This window comes from Umezawaea sp., assembly GCF_036375055.1.
Taxonomy (GTDB): Bacteria; Actinomycetota; Actinomycetes; order Mycobacteriales; family Pseudonocardiaceae; genus Umezawaea.
This window is the reverse complement of sequence record NZ_DASUSQ010000120.1, coordinates 20,247-45,967: the sequence shown is the minus strand read 5'-3', so window position 1 is coordinate 45,967 and position 25,721 is coordinate 20,247. Positions and strand designations below refer to the sequence as shown.

Here is a 25,721-nt window from a genome sequence, read left to right as displayed (position 1 = left end):
TCGGCGCCCGAACGCGGACCTTCGGCGGCGGACGTACTGACTGAGCCGATCGTCGTAACGCGTGCCCGCGGCACCGTCGTCGCTCCGAAAGCCGCTGAGTAACAACACAATCACGACCGAACCGGCGGGCGTCCTGCTTCCGAATCCCCGCCGTGGGAAGGGAGCAGGACAATGCCAACTAGCAACAGACAGCGATTACGGCGCGGTGCGATCGCCGCCGCCGTGGTCGCGGTCGCGGCGGCGGTACCCGCGGCGGAGGCCTCCAGCCACCGCGAAGCACCGCTGATCGCGGCGGACCCGGCGGTGGACAACACCGACGTGTACGCCTTCACCAGTCCCGACAAACCGGACACGGTCACGCTCATCGCGAACTGGTTCGGTCTGCAGGAACCCAACGGCGGCCCCAACTTCTACCCGTGGGCGGCCGACGCGCACTACGACGTCAACGTCGACAACGACGGCGACGCCGTGCCGGACCTGATCTACCGCCTGACGTTCAAGACCGACGACCGGCGCGGCGCGGACACGTTCCTCTACAACAACGGCGTCGTGTCCTCCCTGGACGACGAGAACCTGTTGTTCCGCCAGACCTACACGCTGGAGCAGATCGACGACGCGGGCGGCCGGAAGGTCCTCGTCAAGGACGGCAAGGTCGCGCCGTCGATCGTCGGACCGGCGTCCATGCCGTACTTCCAGCCGTTGCGCGACCAGGCGATCACCAAGCTCCAGGGCGGCGGCCAGGTCTACGCGGGCCCGGCGGACGACCCGTTCTTCGCCGACCTGCGGGTGTTCGACCTGCTCTACGGCGCGAACCTGTCCGAGGTCGGCCAGGACACGCTCAAGGGCTACAACGTCAACACGATCGCCCTCCAGATCCCGAAGCACGCGCTGGCGCTGAGGGGTGACGCCAAGCGCAACCCGGTCATCGGCCTCTGGGCCGACACCGAGCGCCAGACCCTGCGCCTGTCGCCGGGCGCGGCGAAGGCCGAGGGCCCGTTCGTGCAGGTGTCCCGACTGGGCAACCCGCTCGTCAACGAGGTCGTCTCCTCGGCCGGGATCAAGGACGCGTTCAACGGCCTGGAGCCGGTGAACGACGGCAAGGTGCAGGCGCTGCTGGACCGGGTGAACAAGCCCGAGCTGCCGAAGCTGATCGAGCAGATCTACGGCATCAAGGCCCCCGCGGAACCGCGCGCGGACCTGGCGGAGATCTTCCTGACCGGCATCACCACCAAGGCCAACGGGCCGATCAAGGTCGACCTCAACTCGCAGCTCGACAACGCCGACGTGGACCCGAAGCGGTTCGCGCCGTCGGAGCAGCTGCGGCTCAACATGTCCATCGCGCCGAACCCGCAGCCCAACCGGCTCGGTGTGCTGGGCGGTGACACGCAGGGCTTCCCCAACGGGCGTCGGCTGTTCGACGACGTCGTGGACATCGAGATCCAGGCGCTCGAAGGCGCGGCGGCCAGCGGCAAGCTGGTCAAGGCCCTCGCCGCCGGGGACAAGGTGCACCACAACGACGTGACCTTCGCCCCGAACTTCCCCTACGTCGGGCTACCGCGCAACAAGGCCGTCAACACCCCCTGACCACCGTGAGCCGGACGCGGCCGCCCGCGTCCGGTTCGGAGTGCCCGAGGAAGAGCCATGAAGCGCCAGTACCTGATGTGGTCCGCCGCGGCCGTCGCCGTCGCGGTGCTGGCCGTGTCGTACGCGGCCCGCTCGGACGGCACCCCCGAGGCCGCCCCTGGGGTGAGCCGCGCCAACGCCCTCCAGACCAGGACGGCCGCGCTGCGCGACAAGCTCCACGCCCGACCGGAGGACGCGGGCACGTGGGCCGAGCTGGGCGCCACCTACACCGAGCTGGCCCGTGCCGGGGCCGACCCCTCCTACTACGTGAAGGCCCAGGGCGCGCTGGAGGAGTCGCTGAAGATCAAGCCCGTCGACAACGGCGAGGCGATGCTCGGGCAGGGCGCGCTCGCCAACGCCCGCCACGACTTCGCCGCCGCCAGGGACTGGGGCCTCAGGGCGCGGGAGGTACGGCCGGACTCCGCCGAGGTGCACGGCGTCCTCGTCGACGCCTACACCGAACTCGGCGACGACGCCGCCGCCACCGCCTCGCTCCAGCGGATGCTGGACCTGCGTCCCGGTGTCGCCTCCTTCACCCGCGCCTCCTACCACTTCGAGACCCACGGCCGCATCGACGAGGCCGGGGACGCCCTCGACCGCGCGCTCGCCGCTGCGTCCACACCGGACGAACGCGTGTTCTGCCACTACTACCTCGGCGAGCTGGCGTTCAACCGGGGCGACCTGGACGAGGCCGCCCACCAGTACGACCGGGGTCTCGCGCTCAACCCGCTGGACGTGACCTCCTTGCAGGGCAGGGCCAAGGTCGCGGGCGCCCGCGGGCGGCTCGACGAGGCGCTGGAGGGGTACCGGCAGGTCGTCAGCCGGGTCCCCGCACCCCACTACCTGCTGGAGTACGCCGAACTGCTGGCCGCGGCCGGGCGCGCCCCCGAGGCCGCCGCCCAGCACGCCGTGCTGGCCGAGCAGAAGAAGCTGCTCGCCGCCCAGGGCGCCAACGACGACCTGACCCTGACCACCGTCGCCGCCGACCACGGCGACCCTGCCGAAGCCCTGGCGCTCGCGCAGGCCGAGTGGGGCCGCAGGCAGAGCGTGCTCGCCGCCGACGCGATGGCCTGGGCGCTGCACGTGAACGGCCGCGACGCCGAAGCGCTGGAGTTCTCCGACAGGGCCGCCGCGCTGGGCTGGCGCAACGCCACCTTCTCGTTCCACCGCGGCATGATCCTCGCCGCGCTCGGCCGCGGCCCCGAGGCGCACGCCGCGCTGACCGAGGCCCTGTCGGTGAACCCGCACTTCTCCCCGCTGCACGTCCCGGTCGCGCGCACCACGCTCGCCGCCCTGGAGAGCGCCCGATGAGGCGCGCGGCGGTGCTCGTCGTCCTTTTCGGACTGGCGCTGGTCCTCGGCTCCGGCGTGTCCGCGGCGCACCCGCTGGGCAACTTCAGCGTCAACCACTCCGACGTGCTCCAGCTCCACCCCGACCGGCTCGACGTGCGGTCCGTCGTGGACAGCGCGGAGATCCCGACGCTCCAGGAGCCCCGGCCGGTGGACGCCGCGCGCAAGTGCGCCGACGTCCTGGCCGCGCTCGACGCCCGCGCGGACGGTGAGCGGCTGGCGTTCACCACGACGTCGGCCACCGCCACCCACCCGCCGGGCCAGGCCGACCTGGCGACCACGCGGCTGGTGTGCGAGTTCACCGCGCCGCTGCGGATCGACGGCAGGGTGGCGCTGACGTTCGGCGACACCTACCTCGGCGACCGGATGGGGTGGCGGGAGATCACCGCCACCGGCACCGGCGTGGCGCTGTTCGGCGACGTGCCGACCAGCAGCGGCACCGACGAGCTGCGCGCGTACCCCGAGGACCTGCTGTCCACGCCGATGGACGTCCGCTCGGTCTCCCTGGAGGCCGAACCGGGGGAGGGGACACCCGCCGCGGCGTCGGGCACCACGCCCGTGCGGACCGGCATCGGGTTCATCGACGCCACCACGGCCGCGTTCAACGACCTCATCGGCTCCCGCGACCTGACCCCGGTCGTCGGGCTGCTCGCCGTGCTGCTCGCGCTGGTGCTCGGCGCGTCGCACGCGGCGCTGCCCGGCCACGGCAAGACCCTGATGGCCGCCTACCTGGCCGGGCGGCGGGGCACCAGCCGCGACGCCGTCCTGGTGGGCGCGACCGTGACGTTCACCCACACCGCGGGCGTACTGGTGCTGGGCCTGCTGCTCAGCGCGTCCAGCGCGCTCGCGGGCGACGAGGTGCTCCGCTGGCTCGGCACGGCCAGCGGCCTGCTGGTCGCCGTGATCGGTGGCGTCCTGCTGGCCTCCGCCCTGCGCCGCCGCCGCGCGGGCGCCACCGAGGAGACGGGCCACGGCCACGGGCACGGACATGGCCACGGCCACGGCCACGGGCACGGGCACGGACACTCGGCCGGTCCCCGCTACGGCCGGGCCGGGCTGATCGGCATGGGAGTCGCGGGCGGCCTCGTGCCCAGCCCGTCGGCGCTCATCGTCCTGCTCGGCGCGGTCGCGCTCGGCCGCACCTGGTTCGGCGTCGTCCTCGTCCTGGCCTACGGAGCCGGGATGGCCGCCGTGCTCACCCTCGCAGGCCTCCTGCTGATCAAGGTCCGCGACCGCCTGGAGAACCTCGCGGTCACCGCACGACTCCGCAAGCTGTCCGAGTACACCCCCTTCAGCACCGCCGCACTGGTGCTCGTCGTGGGCCTCGGTCTCACCACCCGCGCACTGATCGGTTAGGAGACGACCACCGTGAAACTGTTCTTGATCGCCACGGCCCTCTTGTTGCTCGCGGGGTGCACCCAGGGCGCCACAGCCGCGGGCGTCAAGTTCGACGACGAGGGGTTGGCGGACGTGACGTGCATGAAGCACCAGCCCGCTCCTCCGAGCCCGAACTACACGAACGAGGACGGTGGCCCCACCGACGAGGTCCTCCCCGTGCTGCGCTACTACACGGCGCACGGCAAGAAGGGCTACTGCGACGGCGCGGGCCCCAGCGAGGCCGACAAGGCGTGGGCCGCGGTGTACGTCGACCTGGGCGCCGACCAGGCCAACGTGGCGAAGCTCCTGGGGTAGCTGCCAGGATCACCCCGTGATCACCATCGACCCGGAGTCCCCCGTCCCACCGTTCGAGCAGGTGAGGGCGGAATTCGCCCGGCGCATCGCGAACCGCGAACTGGCCGTGGGAGCACGCCTGCCCACGGTCCGCGCGCTCGCGGCCGACCTGGGGCTCGCGGTCAACACGATCGCCCGCGCCTACCGCGAACTGGAGGAGGCGGGCCTGATCGAGACGAGGGGCCGCGCGGGCACCGTGGTCAGCGCGGCGGGCGAGCGGAGCCGCGAACGCGCCCTCCGCGCCGCCCGCTCCTACGCCCTGACGGTCCGCGAGGTGGGTCTCACGGCCGAGGAGGCGGGCGAGATCGTCCGCGCGGCGCTCGCCGACCAGTACCACGGGGAGCCCGCGTGACCGTCCGCACCGCGACCGCCGCCGACCTGGAGGCCGTCGTCGCCTCGGCCGCGGCGCTGTTCGCCGAGGACGGCGGCACCCGCGACCCGCACGTGGACACCACGTGGCCCGCGCGCCACGGCCACGAGCACTACGGCGCGGCCATCGCCGACCCGGACGTGCTGTGCCTGGTGGCCGTGGTGGACGACCAGGTCGTCGGTCACCTGGTGGGCCGGTTGAAGGGCCCGAACCCCACCCGACCGACCGTCGTGGGAGCCGAGCTGGAGAGCGTCCGGGTCGCCGAACCCCGGCGCGGCGGGGGCTTGGGCACCGCCCTGAACGGCGCGTTCACCGCGTGGGCCCGCGACCGGGGCGTCACCGAGGTGACCGTCCACGCCTTCGCGTCGAACACGGCCGCGATCAGGTTCTACGAGTCGCACGGCTACGTGCCCGCCTCGCTCCAGCTCCGCCTGCCGATCGGCTGAGCGGGTGCACGTCAGCGCCGCCACCTCCCCCGGCACCCCGTCCGCTCCCAACGAGGACTGGTTCAGCGCGAGCGCGCACCTGGTCGTGGTGCTGGACGGGGCCACCGTGCGCACCGGCACGGGCTGCCGGCACGGCGTCGTCTGGTACGTCCGCGCCCTGGGGGCGGCACTGGTCGCCGAGGCGTCCGACGAGACCCTCCCGCTGCCGGAGGCCCTGGCCGCGGCGATCCGCGGCGTCGCGGCCCGCCACCCGGACTGCGACCTCACCCACCCCGGCACCCCGTCCGCCGCCGTCGGGGTCGTCCGGGTCGAGGGCGACCACCTCGCGCACGCGGTCCTCGGCGACGTGTCCCTCGTGCTCGACACCGGGGCCGGGACCACCGTCGTCTCCGACGACCGGGTGAGCCGCACCGCGTCCGAGGAGCGGGTGCTCGCCGACACCCACCCGATCGGCACCCCGGAGAAGGCCGGGGCGCTGGTGCGGATGAAGCACGCCGAACTCGCGGCCCGCAACCGGCCCGGCGGGTACTGGATCGCGGCGGCGGCCCCGGACGCGGCGCGGCACGCGGTCGTCGGCCGGGTGCCGGGCGTGCGGCGGTTCGCCCTGCTGTCCGACGGCGCGGCCCGCGCGGTCGACCCGTTCGGCGTCCTGCGGTGGCCCGACGTGCTGGACACACAGCCGGACGACCTCGTGCGGCTGGTCCGCGAGGTCGAGGCGGCCGACCCGCTGGGGGAGCGGTTCCCGCGCAACAAGGCGTCCGACGACGCCACGGTGGTCCGCGGTGGGACCGGTCCGGCGGAACCGGCCCCACCGGGCGGTCACACGGCGCGCGCGATGGCGATCGCGCCCTCCAGCCGCGCTCCCGCCTCGTAGAACATGTACTCGACGCCGTTCTCCGTCCCGAACGACGGCGCGGCCGACCGGCCCCGGTCCGGCGCGCCCGTCAGCGGCCGGTGGAACACCCCGAGGTGCACCTTGCGGGTGAAGTCGTTGCCGACCTCGGTCAGGTGCATCGTGCCGAGGTTGGTGTGGAACACGACGTAGGTCGTCCCGTTGCGGTAGGCCAGCGACGGGGCCGCGGCGTCGGTGGCGCCGACCTCGGACGCGCGGATCAGCGGCGTCTGCGAGAACGTCCAGTCGCGACCGTCCGCGGACCAGCCCCAGCCGATGTTCCGCTTGTTCGCGGTGGTGTTGATCATGAACACCATCACGTAGTTCGCGCCGCGTGACGCGATCTTGTGCTCGAACACCCTGGCGTAGGACGTCTCGGTCGTCCCCGACGGCAGCATCGAGGTCGACAGCACGACCTTGTCGTAGGTGAAGGTGATGCCGTCCTTCGACCGCGCCAGCCGCGTCGTGGTGTTCTCGCCGTGGAAGTACAGCCACATCTCCTTGGCGGCGGTGTTCCACAGGACGTGCGCCGACGACACGTGCGAGACCGAGTAGTGCGGCGCCCAGTCCCGCTTCACGATCGGGTTGTTCGGGTACTCGGTGAACGGCCCTTCCAGGGAGTCGCCGTAGGCGAGGCAGATGCCGCCCGGCGCGTCGTGGGGCGCGTAGTACAGGTAGAACCGGCCCCGCGCGTTCGCCACGCGGCCGACCGTGCCGCGGATGGTGGGGAAGATCAGCTCGTTGGTCGGGTTGTACTTCAGCGAGCCCTTGTCGAACGCCGTCCGGACGTACCGGTAGGTCGGGAACCCCGCGGGTCCGGCCGACGCGGTACCCGGCGCCAGCGACGTCACCGCCACTCCGAGGCCGAGGCCCGCTCCGGCCCGGAACAGGGTCCTGCGGTCGATCTCTCCGGTCATCGTGGTTCTCCCTCTCGCCGTTGGGGGGTTGGCCGAGTGTCGAGGCCCGCCGCGCGGGACGTCAAGGTGCTAATACGTATTAGTGCTGCGGAAACGCGCATTCGTCCGCACTCTTGACATGTGCCGGGAAGACCACCACTCTCCTCGCTAATCCGCATTGGCACCGGGAGGACCCATGAAGCGCCGCGCACCTCGGCAGGCGGACATCGCCGCGTCGGCGGGTGTCTCGCAAGCCACCGTCTCCGTCGTCCTGGGCGGCAACCAGGGCGGCGTGCGCCTGTCCGAGGACACCCGGCTGCGCGTCCTCGCCGCCGCCGAGCAGCTCGGCTACGTGCCCGACCCCGTCGCCACGCGGCTCGCGTCCAAGCGCAACCACATGCTCGGGCTCTACACGTTCAAGGCGACCTTCCCGACCGACGTCGCCGACTCCTACTACCCGATCCTGGTCGGTGTCGAGGAGCAGGCGGCGGCGCTGGGCCAGGACCTGATCCTGTTCACCGGCGCCGACGGCCGCGGCGAGCGCACGCACGACGAGTCGGCGATCCGGCGCACCCGCATCGCCGACGGCTGCCTGTTCTTCGGCAGGCACGTGCCCGTCGACTCGATCGAGAAGCTGGTCGAGAGCGGGTTCCCGCTGGTCTACATAGGACGCCGCGACGAGCTGGACGGCCGGATCCCCTTCGTGGGCGCGGACTACGTGGCCGCCTCCGCCGCCGTCGTCCGGCAGCTGGTCGACCACGGCCACCGGGTGATCCGGTACGTCCGCGAGGACGACGACGCCCCCTCGTCCACCGACCGCGAACGCGGCGTCGTCGAGGCGGCGGCCGGCGCGGGGATCGACTGCGAGGTGGTCCGCACCGCCGTGGACCGCGCCGCCGTCGAGCGGTGGCGGCGGGACGGCGTCACCGCGGTCGTGGTCGAGGAGACCGACACCGACGCCGCCTACCGCGCCGTGCGCGCCGCCGTCGACGGCACCGACCTGTCCTACGCCGTGCTCGGCCGACCACCGGAGGGCGGCGACGAGGTCACCGGCTTCGAGGTGCCGCGCCGCGAGATGGGCCGCCGCGCCGTCGAACTGCTGGTGGAGCTGATCACCGGCGACCCGGAGGACCCGCACCAGCTCCTGCCCTGCGTACCCGTGCCCGGAACCACCGTGAAGGACGTCCCATGACCGAACTGGACACCGAGATCCTCGTCGTCGGAGGAGGGCTCGGCGGGGTCGCCGCCGCGCTCGCCGCCGCGAGCGCCGGGCACCGCGTGGTGCTCACCGAGGAGACCGACTGGATCGGCGGCCAGCTCACCGCGCAGGGCGTGCCGCCGGACGAGAACCCGTGGATCGAGCGGTTCGGCGCCACGGCGTCCTACCGGCGGGTCCGCGAGGGCATCCGCGACTACTACCGCAGGCACTACCCGTTGCGCGCCGAGGCGATGCGGATGGCCGAGCTGAACCCCGGCGCGGGCCGCGTCTCCAAGCTCTGCCACGAGCCGCGCGTGGCGCTGGCCGTGCTGGAGGCCGCGCTGGCGCCGCACCGCTCCGCCGGGCGGATCACCGTGCTCCTGCGGCACCGGCCGACCGGCGTGCACACCACCGGTGACGCGGTCGACGCCGTGGACCTCCTCGACGACGACGGCAACGCGACCACGGTGCGCGCCGACTACGTGCTGGACGCCACCGAGAACGGCGACCTGCTGCCGATGGCGGGCGTCGAGCACGTGGTGGGCGCGGAGTCGCGGGCCGAGCACGACGAGCCGCACGCCCCCGACACCGCCGACCCGCTCAACCTCCAGGGCATCACCTACTGCTTCGCCCTGTCGCACCACGCGGGCGAGGACCACACGATCGACAAGCCCCGGACGTACGACTTCTGGCGCGCCTACCAGCCCGAGTTCTGGCCCGGCCCGCTGCTCGGCTTCACCGCCCCCGACCCGCGCACGCTCGAACCGGTCGCCAGGACGTTCGAGCCGAACCCGGACACCGACCCGCTGGCCATCACCGCCGACCAGAGCGCCGACGCCGGCGACAAGGAGCTGTGGGCGTTCCGCCGCATCCTCGCGCGCGGCGTCCACCAGCCCGGCGCGTTCGACTCCGACATCACCCTCGTGAACTGGCCGCTCAACGACTACTGGCTGTCCCCGGCGCTGGAGATCGACGGCCACGTGGACGCCGCGGCCGTGGCGAAGGCCCACGACGAGGCCAAGCAGCTCTCCCTGTCGGTCCTGCACTGGCTCCAGACCGAGGCCCCGCGCGTCGACGGCGGCACCGGCTTCCCCGGCCTGCGCCTGCGCCACGACGTGATGGGCACGCGCGACGGCCTGGCGAAGTCGGCGTACGTCCGCGAGTCCCGCCGCATCAGGGCGGTCACCACGATCACCGAGCACGACGTGTCCCTCGACCTGCTCGGGCCCGGCGAGCGCACCCGGTACGCCGACTCCGTCGGCATCGGCAGCTACCGCATCGACCTGCACCCCTCCACCTCCGGTGACGGCTACGTCGACATCGCCAGCGTCCCCTTCGAGATCCCGCTCGGCGCGCTCCTGCCGCAACGGGTCGACAACCTGCTCCCCGCGGGCAAGAACATCGGCACCACGCACATCACCAACGGCTGCTACCGCCTCCACCCGGTCGAGTGGAACGTCGGCGAGGTCGCGGGCCACCTCGCGGGCTTCGCCCTGCGCCGCGGCAAGTCCCCGCGGCAGATCCGCACCGACACCAAGCTGCACGACGAGTTCGCCCAGCTCCTGGACCAGGCGGGCGTCGAACGCCACTGGCCCGACGTGCGCGGCTACTGACCCCCTCGACCTTCCCCCGGAGGTGTTTGCAATGACGCCACACCCCGTTCGCATCGGCATCGACGTCGGTGGCACGTTCACCGACGCCGTGGCCGTCGACGCGACGACGTTCGCCCTGCTCGGCCAGGTCAAGGTCCCCACCAGCCACGACCACCCCGACGGGGTCGCGCACGGCATCCTGGCCGCGCTGCGCGAACTCCAGGAGCAGACCGGGATCGACCCGTCGTCGGTGTCGTTCCTGGCGCACGGCACCACCCAGGCCACCAACGCGCTGCTGGAGGGCGACGTCGCCACCGTCGGCGTGGTCGGCGTCGGCCGCGGCTTCGAGTCGTGGGCCACCGGCAGGCTGAAATCCCTGGCGAAGCTCCAGCTCACACCCGGCAAGGGCCTGCCGATCCGGTACGCCGGGGTGCGCGACGCCGAGGACCCGGTCGAGGTCAAGGCGGCCGTGGCGAAGGTCGTGGACGAGGGCGCGGACGTCGTCGTGGCGGTGCAGCCGTTCAGCGTCGACGACCCGCTGGGCGAGCGGGCGGTCGTCGCCCAGGCCCGTGCGCAGGGGCTGCTCGCGACGGCGACGCACGAGATCACCGGCCTGTACGGGCTGGCGAAGCGGGCCCGCACGGCGGTGCTCAACGCCGGGATCATGCCGCGCATGGTCGAGACCGCCGACCTGGTCGAGCGCAGCGTCGAGGCGGCGGGCATCACCGCGCCGCTGATGGTGATGCGCGGCGACGGCGGCGTGATGTCGCTGCCGGAGATGCGGAGGCGACCGCTGCTCACGGCGCTGAGCGGTCCGGCGGCGGGCGTGGCGGGGGCGCTGATGGGGGAGCGGCTGAGCGAGGGCGTGTTCCTGGAGACCGGGGGCACGTCCACCGACATCAGCGTGGTGCGCCGCGGCCGGGTGCAGGTCCGGCACGCCCGCCTCGGCGGACGCGAGACGTACCTGCCCGCGCTGGACGTCCGCACGGTCGGCGTCGGAGGCGGGTCCCTGGTCCGGCTCGACGGCACGACCGTCCGGGCGGTCGGCCCCCGCAGCGCCCACATCGCGGGCCTCGCCTACGCCTGCTTCGCCCCCGCGAAGGCCCTGGCGGACGCGACGCTCGTGACCATCGCGCCGAAGCCGGGCGACCCGGCGGACTACGTGGCGCTGGAGACCCCCGACGGCACGCGGTACGCGCTCACCCCGACCTGCGCGGCCAACGCGCTCGGCGTCGTGCCGCCGGACAGCTACGCGCACTGCGACCCCGAAGCGGCGCGGCGGGCCGTCGCACCGCTGGCCGCGGCCCTCGGACTGTCCACCGAGGACGCGGCGACGGCCGTGCTGCGCCAGGCGGTCAAGCCCGTGAAGGCCGTCGTGGACGACCTCGTCGACGCCTACGGGCTCGACCGCGAGACCCTGAGCCTCGTCGGCGGGGGAGGAGGGGCCGCCTCGGTCACCCCGTTCCTCGGCGTCGAGTCCGGACTGGACTGGCGGATCGCCGCGCACAGCGAGGTCATCAGCCCGCTCGGCGCCGCCCTCGCCCTGGTCCGGGAGTCGGTCGAGAAGATCGTGCCCAACCCGTCGCACACCGACGTCCTGGCCGTGCGCGCCCAGGCCGAGCAGGCGGTCATCGCGCAGGGCGCCGACCCGGCGGGGGTGGAGGTCGACGTGACGGTCGACCCGCAGCGCAACCTGATCCTCGCCGTCGCCACCGGCGCGACGGAGCTGCGGACCAAGGACCGCGCGGCCGTGGTGGACGACGACGAGGTGCTGGCCGACGTCGCCCGCACGCTGGGCGTGCCCGGCAGCGAGGTCAGCGAACTCGCCCGCACCGGCCACCACCGGGCGCTGGGCGCGCGCAGCAGGCCGAAGGGGTTCCTCGGCCGGTTCCGGCCGGTCGCCCAGCACGTGCGGGTGGTCGACGTCGACGGCGTGGTCCGGCTGCACAGCGCGAACGCGCACGTGGAGCGCACGAGCGTCGGCGAGGCGTCCGGGACGCTCACCAGGCTCGTCGACGAGCACACCCGCGTCGGCGACGGCGGCAGCCGCGCGCCCGCCGTGTGGCTGCTGGTCGGCCCGAAGATCGCCGACCTGTCCGGGGTGCTCGACCGCGACCAGCTCGTGGCCCTGATCGGCGCGGAGCTCAAGTCCCGCACACCGGACGAGCCGCTGGTCGCGATCCTGGAGGACCGCGGATGAGCACCGACGAGGACCTGGCCGTGGCGCTGCTGAGGGCCACGCCCACCCACGAGAACCGGACCGAGGAGCAGCTCCGCTCCTGGGCGGTGGCCGCGCTCGCGTTCGGCGACGAACTGCCCCTGGAGGACCCGGACGTGACCGTGGTCGAGGAGGCGAACGGCGTGGCGGAGGACGTCGTGACCCTCGCCGAGTACCACGCCCGCACGCGCACCGTGACCGTCCACACCGACAGCCTCGCGCTGCTCGCCGACGTCGCCGCCCGCAAGGGCTGGACCGACGTCACGCCCGCCGCGCTGCGCGCCGCCGCCGTCGCGCACGAGGTCGTGCACCACCGCCTGCACGGCGGACTGGCGCGCGAACTGCGCCACCGCCTGGACCACGTCGTCTGCCGCGTCGGCCCGCTCCGGGTCCGCGGCCACGTCGTGGGCGCCGACGAGGTCGTCGCCCACCGCTACGCCCACCGCGCCAGCGGCCTGCGGCGCAGCCCCCTCCAGCTCTCCGCCGCACTAGCCGAACTCGGAGGTTGACCCGTGGGATACGCAATCCTGGCCGTGATGGCCGTCGGGGTCGTCCTGATGCTCACCCGCGTGCTGCCCACCGCGTTCGCGCTCGGCCTGATGGCGGTCGTCATCGCGCTGCTGGCGGGGGCCACCGTGCTGGGCGACAAGAACAGCGTCGGCACGACCGTCCTGCAAACCGGGTCGACGCTGCTGGCCGCGACGATGATCGCGGTGCTGCTCGGCTCGTGGCTGGGCACGCTCATGGAGGACACCGGCATCGCGTCCACGCTCGTCCGCAAGATCGTGGAGTTCGGCGGGGAGCGGCCTGCCGTGGTCGCGCTCGGCGTCTACTCCGTGGCGGTCCTGTGCGGCAGCATCACCGGCTCGGCGCCCGCCGCCATGCTCGCGGGCGTCGTCGGCATCCCCGCCATGATCGCCGTCGGCGTCCGGCCCGTGGTGGCCGGTGGCACGGTGCTCATGGGCATCGCCACCGGCCTCCCGCTGGACCTGATCGGCTGGCAGTTCCTGTCCGACGCGATCAAGATCCCGATCGAGCAGGTGCGGTCGTTCCAGCTCACGCTGTTCCCGATCGTGCTCGTCGGCAGCCTGCTCTACATCCTGGTCGAGACCCGCCGCCACGGGGCCAGGCACGCCTGGGCGGTCCGGCTCGACGCCAAGCCGCCCTCGGCCAGGGTCCGGCGCGGCGACGCCCCCTGGTACGCGCTGGCCGCCCCGCTCGTGCCGATCGTGCTGGCCCTCGGCCTGCACGTGCCGATCGTGCCGTCACTGCTCGCGGGAGTCGTGTACGCGCTGGTCACCACGACCCGGCCCGGCAAGCTCGGCGAACGCGCGCTGCGCTCGCTCTACCGGGCGTTCGACGTCGCCGCGCCGCCGATCGTGCTGTTCGTCGCCATCGGCGTGCTGCTCTCGGCGGTGCGGCTGCCCGGAGCGGTCAGCGCCCTGACGCCGATCGTGTCGGCGCTGAGCCCGTCCGGGACCGTGCTGTTCGTGCTGGTGTTCGCCGCGCTGGTGCCGCTGTGCCTGTACCGGGGCCCGTTCAACGTCTACGGCCTCGGCGCGGGCGTCGCGGGTGTCCTGGTGTCTGGCGGCATCTACCCGTCCACGGCGGTGCTCGGCCTGATGGCCTCCTACGGCCAGGTGCTCGGCGTTTCGGACCCGACGAGCACCCAGACCGTGTGGAGCGCGCAGTACGCGGGTGTGCGGCCGGAGAGGGTGATGGCCTCGACCCTGCCGTACACGTGGCTCATCGCGATCGGCGGACTGGTGCTGACCGCGGCGCTCCACCTGACCTAGCGGCTCAGTAGGCGGCCTTCGGCATCATGAACCACAGGACGAGGTAGACCACGAACTGCGGACCGGGGAGCAGGCAGGACAGGACGAAGATCAGCCGCACGGTGTTCGGCTTCACGCCGAACCGATCGGCGAGACCGGCGCACACACCGGCGATGACCTTCTTGTGCTGGGGCCTCGTCAACGTTGATGTCATGACTCAACAGTGCCCGCGCCGCGGAGCGCGTGCATCGGTGAGAACCCTGATTTCCCACTCCGGGGTCCCACCCCGCGAGGGGTCGCGGCCCGGCCTCACCGGGCCGTGACCCCGGGCTCGTACGCTCACCCGGTGGTCGCAACTCCCGTGGCGTCGGACACGCCCGCCGCCGAAACCCCGCCCAGCCGCCCTCGCCGCGACGTCCGCGGTCTCCTGCTCCGGATGCTCCTGTCCTCGGGCGGGGGCGTGCTGGTCTACCTGAGCTTCCCCCCGCGCACCGTCTGGTGGCTCGCCCCGCTCGGCTTCGCCCTGCTCGGCTGGGTCCTGCACGGCCGTCGCGCGCGGGCGGGCCTCGGCCACGGCGTGCTGTTCGGCCTGGGGTTCCTGGTCCCGCTGCTGGCCTGGACCGGCGAGTTCGTCGGACCGGTCGCGTGGCTGCCCCTGAGCCTCGCCTGCGCGGCCCTGATCGGCGTGGGCACCGCGGCCATCGCGGTGGTCTCGAAGCTGCCGCTCGCACCGCTGTGGGCCGCGCTGCTGTGGGTGGCCGACGAACTGCTGCGGGGTGTGTTCCCGTTCGGCGGCTTCCCGTGGGGCAAGATCGCCTTCGGCCAGCCGGAGGGCTGGTACCTGCCGCTGGCCGCCGTCGGCGGCGCCCCGCTGGTCGGGTTCGCCGTCGCCCTGACCGGCTTCGGGCTCGCCGCGGTCGTGCGGAACCTCCGCGCCCGGCCGCTCGTCCCCGCCCTGCTGGTCGTCGTCCCGCTCGCGGCGGGACCGGCCGCCACCGGCCTGGTCGGCACGGACGCGAGCGAGGGCACGGCCGTCGTGGCCGCCATCCAGGGCAACGTGCCCAGGGCGGGCCTCGACTTCAACTCCCAGCGCCGCGCCGTGCTCGACAACCACGTCAACCGGACCCTGGAGCTCGCCGAGGACGTCCGCGAGGGCAGGCAGCCCCAGCCCGACCTGGTCATCTGGCCGGAGAACTCCTCCGACATCGACCCGTTCCGCAACGCCGACGCCGCCCTGCGCATCCAGCTGGCCGCCCGGACGATCAACGCCCCCATCGCGGTCGGCGCGGTCGTGATCGGCGACGACAACCTGCCGCGCAACACCGTCGTCCTGTGGGACCCGGAGCGCGGCCCGATCGACACCTACACCAAGCGCAAGCTCCAGCCGTTCGGCGAGACGATGCCCTACCGGTCGTTCTTCCGGATCTTCAGCAAGCTGGTCGACCGGGCGAACAACTTCCAACCGGGCACCGACCCGGACGGGTTCGTGATGGGACCGGCGAAGGTGTCGCTGGACACGTGCTACGAGGTCGCGTTCGACGAGATCGTCCGGGAGAACGTCCGGACCGGCGCGAACCTGATCGCCATCCCCACGAACAACGCCACCTTCGGGTACACCGAGATGACCTACCAGCAGCTTTCCATGTCCCGCGTCCGGGCCGTCGAGCACGGCCGGGCGGTCGTCGTGGCCGCCACCAGCGGGGTCAGCGCCATGGTCTCGCCCGACGGGTCCGTCACCCGGAAGACCGGTCTGTTCACCCCCGCGGCACTGGTCGAGAGGTTGCCGCTGCGCGGGCAGACTACGCTGGCCACTCGGCTTGGTGCTTGGCCCGAGTGGGTGATGTCCGCACTGGGGCTCCTGGCCGTGGCGTTCAGCTTGACCCACACACGACGAGTAGCGCGTCCGGAGCCCGAGGTGGGCCCCGGCGAGGAGGACACGGATGGCGGACCAGCAGGCGCAGCCTGACCGCGAGCTCGGGCCGGTGCTGGTGGTGATCCCGACCTACAACGAGCGGGACAACATCGGGACGATCGTCAAGCGGCTGCACGCAGCCCTGCCCGAGGTGCACGCCCTCGTGGTCGACGACGGCAGCCCCGACGGAACAGGGCAGGTCGCGGACGAGATGGCGGCGGCGGACGAGCGCGTCCACGTGCTGCACCGCACGGAGAAGGCCGGGCTCGGCGCGGCGTACGTCGCGGGCTTCGGCTGGGGCCTGGAGCGCGGCTACGCGTTCCTCGTCGAGATGGACGCGGACGGCTCCCACGCGCCCGAGGACCTGCCCAGGATGCTCGACGCGGCGGCGGGGGCGGACCTGGTGATCGGGTCGCGCTACGTGACCGGCGGCAGCGTCGTGAACTGGCCGAAGTCGCGGGAGGTGTTCTCGCGGGGCGCCAACCTGTACTCGCGGATCGCCCTCGGCGCGCCGATCAAGGACATCACGGCCGGGTTCCGCGTGTACCGCGCGGAGGTGCTGCGCAAGCTCAAGCTGCACAACGTGGCGTCCTCGGGCTACTGCTTCCAGATCGACCTGTCGTGGCGCACCCACGAGCTGGGCTTCCGGATCGTCGAGGTCCCGATCACCTTCACCGACCGGATCATCGGCGAGTCGAAGATGAGCGGCAACGTCGTCCGCGAGGCCCTGATCAGGGTCACCAAGTGGGGGCTGCGTCGCCGCGGCACCCAGCTCAAGAACGTCTTCGCCCCGAAGGCCAAGACGCCCAGCGGCAGCTAGGCCGCGCGGGAACCCCGCCGGGTCCTCTCCGGTCCCGGCGGGCGTCACGGACGTTCCAGAACGCCGACGAGGGGCCGCCCACCGGATCTCCGGTGGGCGGCCCCTCGTGGCTCTGCGCGCCTGGGTCAGGCGGTGCGGGTACGCCGTCCGCGCAGCTCTTCGAGGCGCTCGTCGAGCAGCTCCTCCAGCTCGGGGATGGTCCGACGCTCCAGGAGCATGTCCCAGTGCGTGCGCGGGGGCTTGATCTTCTTGGCTTCCGGCTCGACTCCGTCGATGATCTTCGACTCGGTGCCGTGGAGGCGGCATTCCCAGGTCGGAGGCAGTTCGGCGTCGTCGGAGAAGGGGACCTCGAAGTCATGCCCCTTGGGGCAGGCGAACCGCGCGACACGGCGCGGGGCTAGGTCGTGGTTGCGGTCCGTCTCGTAGCTGACTGCTCCGAGCCGGCTGCCACGTAGAACGCGGTCGGCCATGGCGCTGTCCTTTCGCTCGGCCTCAGGGCCGGGGCCCAGGCTTCTTGCTCACCGAGTGCAACGTACGGATTGGTCCGTTCGTTCCCCGGTATACGGTCATGGTCGCCCACAGTGACGTCTTTCACCCGTCAACGAAGGCTTCCTACTAAGGGATGCAATCGCGCCAGGATCGTGACGCGTTATCAAGCTACCGTGTGAGTTCGTCACACGAATGGAGCAGTACCCCTCGTCAGCGTGCGCCTACGCCAGCCTAAGCTGACCACTTTGGGCTACATCCGGTCCCAGGTCGCCTAGCCGAAAGTGGCGCCTGCACAGCACTTGGTAGCGCACGGTAGTTTCAGTGTGTTCTGGGACACTGCCACGCTCCGTGTCAGGCCGCATCTGCTCCGTGTCCGCCACCATGACGGTGTCCCCGGCCCGAATCACCCGTCCGGCCCGCACCCGAGCGTTGAAACGCCCTGGTAGACCGCACCAGCACAGAACTTCGACCTGGATCGCGTGCAGATCGTCGGCCAGTTCGAAGAGCCGTCGGGAGCCGGGGAACATCTCGCCGCGGAAATCCGTGGCGAGTCCGAAGCAGTAGATGTCGACCTGGACGTCGTCCGCCAACTCCGCCAGCTGTTCCACCTGAACGGGTGATAGGAACTGGGCCTCGTCGACGATCAGGTAGTCCACCCGCTGCCCGAGCGCCCACTGCGCGCGCACCAGCAGCCTCAGGTCGCCGTCGGAGACCTCGACGGCCTCGTGGGCGATCCCGATGCGGCTGGAGATCTGGGGCTTGCCCGAGCGGTCGTGGCGCACGAGCAGCAACCCCCGACGACCCTGCCGGGAGTTGTTGTGGTCGATCTGCAACGCCAGCGTCGACTTCCCGCAGTCCATCGGCCCGAAGTAGAACTTCAGGTGACCGACCACGGGCGCGGACCGGCGTGAGCCTGCCACGGGGACCGCGGACAGGGCATCGGTGGGGTCCTGGGATGACGGGGGCGCTTCCACGGCGGGTCACCCTAGTGGTTCGACCTCCGAGGGTCCGCTCGGTGGGGCCGTCGAGGGCTCGGCCCCGGTCGTCTCGGGCGCCGTCGTCGGCTCGACGGCGGTCGTGGTCACCTCGGCCGTCGTGGTCTCCGGCGGGGCTTCGGTGCTGTTCACGACGGGTGTGGTCGTTTCCGGGGTGCTGGTCGGGCCGCTGAACGCCTCCGCTGCTCGTGCAGGTGCCTGTGCAGGTGCTTGTGCCACCGGCTTGGCAGCGGGCGCGTCGGACGGCTGGACGGCCACCGCGTCGGCCGCCGCCTCGGGCTCGGGCGCGGGCTCCCCGGACGACGACACGGCGGGAGGGCCGGAGGGCGTTCCGGGCACGGGTCCCTGGCCGCCGAACCACAGCAGCCCCGCCGCGATCCCGGCCGTGAGGCCGAGCAGCACGAGCGGCGTCCGGTGCGCCAGCGGCGGGCGCCCGAGCGGGATGGCGGCGGTCGGGTTGTCGCGCGGCCGGGGCTCGGGCGGGGCCTCGTCCGCGCTGTGCCGGGGCGAGGTGGTCGACGCGGGTCCGACGCCCGGAGCCGCGTGCCGCGGCAGCGAGAGTTCGACCACGGGCCGGGGGAGCGGGATCGACGTCGAGGTGTCGCCCAGCGGCTCGACCGGCCTCGGGCGGACGAGCGTGGACTCGGCGCCGCTGTCCGACACGTGCCGCAGCAGCCGTTCCAACTCCTCCCCGCCCGGCCGGTCCGCGGGGTCGGGGGCCAGCAGCCCGTCGATCACGGGACGCAGGCCGCCCGCGTGCACCGGGGGCTCCGGCTTCTCGGAGACGATCGCGGTCACGGTCGACAGCGGGTCGCCGCGGTCCAGCGGCGGCCTGCCCTCGACGGCGGCGTAGAGCGTCGCGCCGAGCGACCAGAGGTCCGAGGCGGGCCCCATCGGCAGCCCGCGGGCCCGTTCCGGCGCGATGTAGGAGGGCGCTCCGAAGAGCGTGCCGACCATCCGCGTCCCGGTGTCGGCGGCGATCCCGAAGTCCGTCAGGTAGGCGTCCTCGCGGTCGTCGAGCAGCACGTTGCCCGGCTTCACGTCGCAGTGCACGACCCCCTGGGCGTGCACCGCCTCCAGGCCCGCCAGCAGCTGCCGCCCCATGAGTGCCGCCCGGCTGGGCCGCATCGGCCCGTCGTCGGCGAGCACCGCGGCCAGCGACCGCGACCGCACCAGCCGCATCACCAGCCACGGCTTGCCGTCCTCGTAGACCAGGTCGTAGACGGTGACCACGTTCGGGTGGCACACCTTCGCCCCGACCTGCGCCTCGCGGCGCATCCGCTCCTCGTGATCGGGGTGGACCTCCTTGATGGCCACCTGTCTGCGCAGGAGGCGGTCGTCGGCCGCCCACACGACACCCATGCCGCCCGACCCGATGCGGTCGAGCAGCTTGTACCTGCCTGCCAGCAGATCCGCCTGATCAAGGATCACCGCCATGAGGTCCCCCGGAGGGAGGCGCGGTAAACCTCGCCGTCTCCGTTGGTTCAGCGCGGACTGAAGCGAAATCCGGCGGGAACCGTTCCCCGCCACCCGCGTCAGAAGATCGACAACGCGGTGTCGCGAACCGGCATGCCGTCCCGGCCGAACACCCACCGACCGGGGGTGTAACGCTGACGCCGTTCCCGTCGAATCCGAGTCGATCGGCTGGTCGGGCCGGGTGGTCGATCGGCGTGCCGATCCGAGCAGGGAGCCGCGCTTGCACCCCGAGCACGAGTCGCCGGTGTCCGTGACCCTCGAAGCGGTGTCGGTGGTCAGCTACGCGATGGCGCACAACGGCGTCCCGGTGATCGGCAGGGTCACCGTCGACGGCGTGCGGCAGGACGTGCGGGGCGCCGTGCTGGGGTTCGTGCTCGCGGACGCCACCGGTCCGCTGTCGGAGGCGCGCCGCCTGCCCCTGGACCTGCCCGCCGGGCGACCGACGGTCCTGACGGACCTGCCTCTCGCACTGGACCCGGCGGCGATGCTGCTGGTCGAGGAGCAGCGGCCGGGCACGATCCGGGCGTGGGTCGAGGTCGGTGGCGTCCGACTGGCCGGGACGTCGGCGCCGGTGCGGGTGCTCGCCGCCCACCAGTGGTCGGCGCGGCCCCTCCCGCTCGGCCTGGAGATGCTCGCGGCCCACGTGCAGCCGAACCACCCGTCCGTGGTGGACCTGGTGGGGCTCGTCGCGGACCGGCTGCTCGCGACCACCGGCAGCCCGTCCCTCCAGGGCTACCAGGCGGGCCCCGACCGGGTGGACGAGGTCGCGCGGGCGGTCTTCGACGTGCTCGGCACCCGCGGGATCGCCGGGGGAACCCCGCCCGAGGGGTGGACCGACGTCGGGCAGCCGGTGCGGACGCCGGGGCAGGTCCTGCGCGACCGCGTCGCCACGAGCCTGGACCTGGTGGTCGTCATGGCGGCGGTGCTGGAGCACGCCGGGGTGAACCCGCTGCTGTGGCTGGCCGACGACCACGCGTTCCTCGGCTACTGGCGCGAGGAGGCCTCGCTGGACGGCCCCGCCCAGACCGACGTGGCGGACGTGGTCAACCGGGTCGACCTCGACCGGATCCGGCTGGTCGAGACCACGCACGCGGTGCGCGGGCTGCCGTTCGGGGCGAGCCACCGACCGCCGTACGACGGGTACCTGGCGGGCGGGCTGGAACGGGTGCTCGGCGTCGTCGACGTGGCCCGCGCGCGGCGCGACCGGATCGTGCCGCTGCCCGCGCGCACCCGTGACACCGGCGGGACCGTGGTGGTCAGCCCGTACACGCCCACCCCGCGGTTCCGGCCCGAGGTGCCCGTCGCCGCCCGGCCGACCACGGGCCCGAGGCACGCGACACCCGTCCCGCCGAGGGTGACCCGCTGGAAGAACGCGCTGCTCGACCTCAGCCTGCGCAACCGGCTGGTGAACTTCACCGCCCGCTCGGGGCTGCCGCTCGCGGTACCGGGGGAACGGCTCGGGGAACTGGAGGACGTGCTGCACCGCGGCGGGGCGGTGACCCTGCGCGCGTCGGACGACCTGGCCGCCGTGGACCGGGAACGGGGGGTGCGGGCGGGCCGGGACCTGCCGCCGGAGCGCCTGCGGGAACTGCTGGTCGACCGGAGGTCGGTCCACGCGGACGTGACGGAGGCGGCCTACGCGCCCCGGCTGCGCGGCCTGGCGCACCGGGCTCGGACGATCCTGGAGGAGACCGGGGCGAACAACCTCTACCTGGCGCTCGGGTCGCTCGTGTGGGAGCTGGACGGCCGACCGCTGCGCTCCCCGCTGGTGCTGGTGCCGGTGGTGCTCACGCCGTCCGGCCGCGGCGGCCGGTACCGGCTGTCGCTGGACGAGGCCGGTTCGTCCACGCCGAACCACTGCCTGGTGGAGAAGCTGCGGCAGGTGCACGGCCTGGACGTGCCCGGCCTGGCCGAACCGGAACCCGACGCCGCGGGGATCGACCTGGACGCGGTGTTCGCGGCGACCCGCACGGCACTCGCCGACCGCGGCCTGCCCTACCGCGTGGAGCCGACGGCCGACCTCGCGGTGCTCCAGTTCGCGAAGTTCCGCCTGTGGAAGGACCTCGACGACAACTGGGAGACCTTCACCGAGAACCCGCTGGTGGCGCACCTGGTGCACCGGCCGGAGGAGGCGTTCGCGGACCCGGTGACGACGTCGGAGCTGCACGACCTGGAGGAACTCGCCGAGCGGTGCCCGGTGCCCGCGGACGCCTCGCAGCTCACGGCGGTCGCCGAGGCCGTGGCCGGGCGGACGTTCGTGCTGGAGGGCCCACCGGGCACCGGCAAGTCCCAGACGATCACGAACCTGCTGGTCCAGGCCGTGGCCGAGGGCAAGAGGGTGCTGTTCGTCGCGGAGAAGCGGGCCGCGCTCGACGTGGTCCGGCGCAGGCTGGACGAGGTCGGCATGGGCCCGCTGACGCTCGACCTGCACGACAGGACCAGCACACCGGTGGCCGTGCGGACCCAGGTGACGCGGGCGCTGGAGCACGTCGTCGTGCCGGACCACCAGGGCCTGTCGGCGCGGCTGGACGAGCTGCGGTCCGCCCGCCGGGCGCTGACCAGGTACGCCTACCAGCTGCACGACCGCAACCCCGCCGGGCTGTCGCTGTACTCGGCGCGGGACGCGGCACTGGCGATCGGCCGGGACGTCCCCGCGCTGCCGGTGTCGGCCGCGTTCCTGAGCACCGCGTCGGCGGACGGCCTCGCGCGGCTGCGGAGGCTGTTCGGCGACCTGCCGGACGTGGCGTACCCGGCCCGGCCGCGGCCCGACCACCCCTGGGCGTTCGTCGACGACCGGGCGGTGGCCGTGCCCGACGTCCTCGCCGCCGCCACCCGCCTGGACGCGGCCCTGCGGGCCCTGCCCCGCCACCCGGTCCTCGCCGCCGTGCGGGAACCGGAGGACCTGCGGGTGCTGGCCGCCCTGATCGGGGGACGCGTGCCGCTCGCGGTGCTGGACGAGACGCGGACCGAGCGCTGGACCAGGGCCGTCGACGGGGTGCGGCGGCAGGTGGCGGAGTTCGCCGTGCTCGACCACCCCGGCCTGGACGTCGTCACGCCCGCCGCGCTGGACCTGCCGGTCGCCGACCTGCACGCCGCCGCCCGCGCGGCGGCGGGATCGCGGTTCTGGGGACGGCGCGGACGGCTGGCCGCCGTGGGCGACCGGCTCGCGGCGGTGCTGCGGCCCGGCGCGCGGCTCAAGCCGAAGCACGTGGTCCAGCTGACCGGCGAGCTGGTCGCGCTGCGCGAGGGCGTCGACCGGCTGGCGGCGGCCGTGCGCCGCGTGCCCGGTCTGGCGCTGCCGCCGGGGTGGAGCCCGTTCGCGCCCGCCGGGCGGGAGCTCGTGGTGCGCCGGTCGGAGTGGCTGCGGTGGGCGGGCTCCGCGGTCGACCCGGCCGAGCCCGCGCGGACCCGGTTCGCCGGACCGCTGCGGAACCTCCTGGCGTCGTCCACCGCGCTGGACCCGGCGCCGATCGCCGCGGCGGCGGTCGCGGTGGTGGAGCTCGCCACGGCCTGCGGCGCGGGCGTCGAGCCGATCGCCGAGTGGGCGGGCGAGGCGGGTCTGGTCGCGACCTGGGCGGCGAGCGCGGGGGAGCGGCGGCTCGGCGACGACGGGTCCCTGCGGCGCTGGGTCGCGCTGCTCGCCCACCTGGAGCCGCTGCGCGACGAGCACCTCGACGACGCCCGCGCGCTGCTGCTGCGCGGCGGGCTGGACCCGGACGACGCGCCGCGGGCGTTCGAGCGGGGGCTCGCGGAGGCGTCGGTGGACGAGCGGACGCGCGCGACCGGCCTCGCCTCGTTCGACGTGGCCGCCCACGACCGGGCCGTCGCCCGGTTCGTCGGGGTCGCGGGGATGGTGCGGGAGCACCTGCGGACGGCGGTCCCGGCGCGGGTCGTGCGGTCGCGCTCCTTCGACCCGGCCGCGACCGGTGGCCGGGTCGGGCTGCTGAGGCGCCAGCTCGGCAGGCGGCGCGGCGGGCTGCGCGTGCGGGAGCTGATGACCGAGTTCGGCGACCTCGTCACCGCCGCCATGCCGTGCGTGCTGGTCAGCCCCGACTCGGTGGCGCGGTTCTTCCCGGCCACGGCGGGCCTCTTCGACGTCGTCGTGTTCGACGAGGCGTCGCAGGTGCGGGTCGCCGACGCGGTCGGCGCGATGGGGCGGGCCAGGTCTGTCGTGGTGGTCGGCGACAGCAAGCAGATGCCGCCCACGTCGTTCGCGGAGAGCGCGTTCGGCACCGCCGAGCCCGACGAGCCCGGCGACGTGGTCGAGGACGAGGAGTCGATCCTCGGCGAGTGCGTCTCGGCCCGCGTGCGGCGGCAGCGGCTGACCTGGCACTACCGCAGCCAGGACGAGTCGCTCATCGCGTTCAGCAACCACCACTACTACGACGGCGCCCTGTCCTCGTTCCCCGCGCCCGCGGCGACGGACCCGGACCGCGGGGTGTCGCTGGTGCGGGTCGACGGGACGTTCCACCGCTCCGGCGGGGCCGGGGTGCTGCGCACCAACCCGGTCGAGGCGCGGGCCGTGGTGGCCGAGGTCCGCCGCCGCTTCGACGCCTCGCCCGACGCCGTGCCGTCGATCGGCGTGGTCACGTTCAACCAGCAGCAGCGCGCCTGCGTGGAGGGCCTGCTCCGCGACGCCGACGACCCGAGGATCACCGAGGCCCTGGACGACGCCGCCGAGGGCCTGTTCGTGAAGAACCTGGAGAACGTCCAGGGCGACGAGCGCGACGTGGTCCTGTTCTCCACCGCCTTCAGCGTCACCGAGCGCGGCGTGCTGCCGCTGAACTTCGGCCCGCTCAACCGCGTCGGCGGCGAACGGCGGCTCAACGTCGCCGTCACGCGCGCCCGCCGCCGGGTGATCGTGTTCTCCAGCTTCGACCCGGCCCAGCTTCGCGCGGAGGAGACGTCCTCGGTCGGCGTCCGGCACCTGCGGACCTACCTGGACGTCGCCGCGGGCGGCATCCCGCCCACGGGGACGCGGTGGCGGGCCGTCGTGGACCGGCACCGGGACGCGGTCGCCGCCGCCCTGCGCGAGGCCGGGCTCGTGGTGACCGCGGACGTGGGCCTGTCGGAGTTCCGGGTCGACCTGGTGCTGGCCGACCCCGCCCGGCCCCGCGCCCCGGTCGTCGCCGTGCTGCTCGACGGGCCGGGCTGGGCCTCGCGGCTCACCGCGCGCGACCGCGACGGCCTGCCCGTGGAGGTGCTGGAAGGCCTGCTCGGCTGGCCCGCGGTCCGCCGCGTGTGGCTCCCGGACTGGCTCGCCGACCCCGCGGGCGTGGTCGACCGGCTGGCGGCGCTCGTGCGCGCGGGCGGCACCGCGCGGCGGGAGCCGGTGCGCGAACCCCCGGCCCCGCCGACCGTCCTGGTGCCGGTCCCCGCGCTCGGCCCGGCCGAGGTCCCCGAGGTCCCCGCGTACACGCCGTGGCCCGCCCGGCAGGTGGGGACGGTCGAGGTGCTGGACCGGCTCCCCGCCAGCGGGCCGCAGGTCGCCGCCGTGGTGGCGGAGGTGGTCGCGGCGGAGGGGCCGGTCCACGTGGACCGGCTGGTCAGGCTCGTCGCGGGCGCGTTCGGCCTGACCAGGGTCGCGGAGGCCCGCCGCGGCGCCGTCCTGGCCCAGGTGGCGCTGCCGGTGGAGGACGACGTCGTGTGGCCCGCCGGGGTGCGGCCCGCCGAGTGGACCGGCTACCGGCGCACCCCGGAGGGTGTCGAGCGGTCCTTCGAGCACGTGCCGGCGCGGGAGGTCGTCAACGCCCTGGTCGCGGTGGCGAGGGGGGCCGCGGGGATGCCCGTGACCGAGTTGCGGCGCGAGGTGCTGGCCGTGTTCGGCGGCCGGAGGGTCACGGCGAGCGCCGCGGCACGGCTGGACGCGGCCCTGGACCTCGGGGTGCGCGGCGGCCGTCTGCGGGTCGATCCGGACGGCCGGGTCGTCGGCTAGAGCG

Annotated in this window: 20 protein-coding genes; 15 read left to right on the top strand and 5 right to left on the bottom strand. The window is 73.7% G+C overall.

Features of this window, described 5'->3' with window-relative positions:
- Positions 1–222: 222 nt before the first annotated feature.
- The 7 genes from VFZ92_RS30250 to VFZ92_RS30220 are packed head-to-tail and all read left to right on the top strand — an operon-like array spanning position 223 to position 6,393.
- Complete coding sequence (locus tag VFZ92_RS30250) at positions 223–1,584, top strand: DUF4331 domain-containing protein (RefSeq protein ID WP_330879481.1); 1,362 nt, start codon at positions 223–225, stop codon at positions 1,582–1,584.
- 57 nt (positions 1,585–1,641) lie between these two features.
- The gene (locus VFZ92_RS30245) at positions 1,642–2,934 is read left to right on the top strand and encodes a tetratricopeptide repeat protein (RefSeq protein WP_330879480.1); all 1,293 of its coding nucleotides are present in this window, start codon (positions 1,642–1,644) and stop codon (positions 2,932–2,934) included.
- The gene (locus VFZ92_RS30240) at positions 2,931–4,328 is read left to right on the top strand and encodes a High-affinity nickel-transporter (RefSeq protein WP_330879479.1); all 1,398 of its coding nucleotides are present in this window, start codon (positions 2,931–2,933) and stop codon (positions 4,326–4,328) included. The genes VFZ92_RS30245 and VFZ92_RS30240 overlap by 4 nt, the downstream gene beginning before the upstream one ends.
- A 12-nt stretch (positions 4,329–4,340) precedes the next feature.
- On the top strand, positions 4,341–4,664 hold the full coding sequence (locus VFZ92_RS30235; protein ID WP_330879478.1) for a hypothetical protein: 324 nt from the start codon (positions 4,341–4,343) through the stop codon (positions 4,662–4,664).
- 16 nt (positions 4,665–4,680) lie between these two features.
- Complete coding sequence (locus VFZ92_RS30230) at positions 4,681–5,055, top strand: GntR family transcriptional regulator (RefSeq protein WP_330879477.1); 375 nt, start codon at positions 4,681–4,683, stop codon at positions 5,053–5,055.
- Positions 5,052–5,519 (top strand): GNAT family N-acetyltransferase, encoded by a 468-nt coding sequence (locus tag VFZ92_RS30225; RefSeq protein WP_330879476.1) that lies wholly within the window; start codon positions 5,052–5,054, stop codon positions 5,517–5,519. The genes VFZ92_RS30230 and VFZ92_RS30225 overlap by 4 nt, the downstream gene beginning before the upstream one ends.
- A gap of 4 nt (positions 5,520–5,523) precedes the next feature.
- On the top strand, positions 5,524–6,393 hold the full coding sequence (locus VFZ92_RS30220; protein WP_330879475.1) for a protein phosphatase 2C domain-containing protein: 870 nt from the start codon (positions 5,524–5,526) through the stop codon (positions 6,391–6,393).
- On the opposite strand, the gene VFZ92_RS30215 is transcribed toward VFZ92_RS30220, so the two are convergent.
- Positions 6,339–7,328 (bottom strand): hypothetical protein, encoded by a 990-nt coding sequence (locus VFZ92_RS30215; protein WP_330879474.1) that lies wholly within the window; start codon positions 7,326–7,328, stop codon positions 6,339–6,341. The genes VFZ92_RS30220 and VFZ92_RS30215 overlap by 55 nt on opposite strands.
- 175 nt (positions 7,329–7,503) lie before the next feature.
- On the opposite strand from VFZ92_RS30215, the gene VFZ92_RS30210 reads away from it, so the two are divergent.
- Genes VFZ92_RS30210 through VFZ92_RS30190 form a run of 5 tightly spaced genes read left to right on the top strand, consistent with a single transcriptional unit; the run spans position 7,504 to position 14,111 of the window.
- Positions 7,504–8,499 (top strand): LacI family DNA-binding transcriptional regulator, encoded by a 996-nt coding sequence (locus tag VFZ92_RS30210; protein WP_330879473.1) that lies wholly within the window; start codon positions 7,504–7,506, stop codon positions 8,497–8,499.
- The gene (locus tag VFZ92_RS30205) at positions 8,496–10,118 is read left to right on the top strand and encodes an FAD-dependent oxidoreductase (RefSeq protein WP_330879472.1); all 1,623 of its coding nucleotides are present in this window, start codon (positions 8,496–8,498) and stop codon (positions 10,116–10,118) included. The genes VFZ92_RS30210 and VFZ92_RS30205 overlap by 4 nt, the downstream gene beginning before the upstream one ends.
- Positions 10,119–10,149: 31 nt before the next feature.
- Positions 10,150–12,297: a hydantoinase/oxoprolinase family protein gene (locus tag VFZ92_RS30200; protein WP_330879471.1), complete on the top strand. Its 2,148-nt coding sequence runs from the start codon at positions 10,150–10,152 to the stop codon at positions 12,295–12,297.
- Positions 12,294–12,824: a hypothetical protein gene (locus tag VFZ92_RS30195; protein WP_330879470.1), complete on the top strand. Its 531-nt coding sequence runs from the start codon at positions 12,294–12,296 to the stop codon at positions 12,822–12,824. The genes VFZ92_RS30200 and VFZ92_RS30195 overlap by 4 nt, the downstream gene beginning before the upstream one ends.
- A gap of 3 nt (positions 12,825–12,827) precedes the next feature.
- Positions 12,828–14,111: a transporter gene (locus tag VFZ92_RS30190; RefSeq protein ID WP_330879469.1), complete on the top strand. Its 1,284-nt coding sequence runs from the start codon at positions 12,828–12,830 to the stop codon at positions 14,109–14,111.
- Positions 14,112–14,115: 4 nt separating this feature from the next.
- Here VFZ92_RS30190 and VFZ92_RS30185 read toward each other — a convergent pair whose 3' ends face one another.
- Positions 14,116–14,304: a PspC domain-containing protein gene (locus VFZ92_RS30185; protein ID WP_330879468.1), complete on the bottom strand. Its 189-nt coding sequence runs from the start codon at positions 14,302–14,304 to the stop codon at positions 14,116–14,118.
- A gap of 132 nt (positions 14,305–14,436) precedes the next feature.
- Between VFZ92_RS30185 and lnt the strand changes: the two genes are divergently transcribed.
- Together lnt and VFZ92_RS30175 are read left to right on the top strand one after the other, a co-directional pair.
- Positions 14,437–16,056 (top strand): apolipoprotein N-acyltransferase, encoded by a 1,620-nt coding sequence (lnt, locus tag VFZ92_RS30180; protein ID WP_330879467.1) that lies wholly within the window; start codon positions 14,437–14,439, stop codon positions 16,054–16,056.
- On the top strand, positions 16,031–16,822 hold the full coding sequence (locus VFZ92_RS30175; RefSeq protein WP_330879466.1) for a polyprenol monophosphomannose synthase: 792 nt from the start codon (positions 16,031–16,033) through the stop codon (positions 16,820–16,822). Before lnt ends, VFZ92_RS30175 begins: the two co-directional genes overlap by 26 nt.
- Positions 16,823–16,947: 125 nt before the next feature.
- Here VFZ92_RS30175 and VFZ92_RS30170 read toward each other — a convergent pair whose 3' ends face one another.
- The 3 genes from VFZ92_RS30170 to VFZ92_RS30160 form a co-directional block, all read right to left on the bottom strand.
- Positions 16,948–17,292 carry an RNA polymerase-binding protein RbpA gene (locus VFZ92_RS30170; RefSeq protein ID WP_106194336.1) on the bottom strand — a complete coding sequence of 115 codons (345 nt, stop codon included), beginning with the start codon at positions 17,290–17,292 and terminating at the stop codon, positions 16,948–16,950.
- A gap of 240 nt (positions 17,293–17,532) precedes the next feature.
- The gene (locus VFZ92_RS30165) at positions 17,533–18,285 is read right to left on the bottom strand and encodes a thymidine kinase (protein ID WP_330879465.1); all 753 of its coding nucleotides are present in this window, start codon (positions 18,283–18,285) and stop codon (positions 17,533–17,535) included.
- A 6-nt stretch (positions 18,286–18,291) separates the two neighbouring features.
- Positions 18,292–19,737 (bottom strand): serine/threonine-protein kinase, encoded by a 1,446-nt coding sequence (locus VFZ92_RS30160; RefSeq protein WP_330879464.1) that lies wholly within the window; start codon positions 19,735–19,737, stop codon positions 18,292–18,294.
- A 265-nt stretch (positions 19,738–20,002) separates the two neighbouring features.
- Here VFZ92_RS30160 and VFZ92_RS30155 point away from each other — a divergent pair, with 265 nt between their 5' ends.
- Positions 20,003–25,717 carry a DUF3320 domain-containing protein gene (locus tag VFZ92_RS30155; RefSeq protein ID WP_330879463.1) on the top strand — a complete coding sequence of 1,905 codons (5,715 nt, stop codon included), beginning with the start codon at positions 20,003–20,005 and terminating at the stop codon, positions 25,715–25,717.
- Positions 25,718–25,721 lie beyond the last annotated feature (4 nt).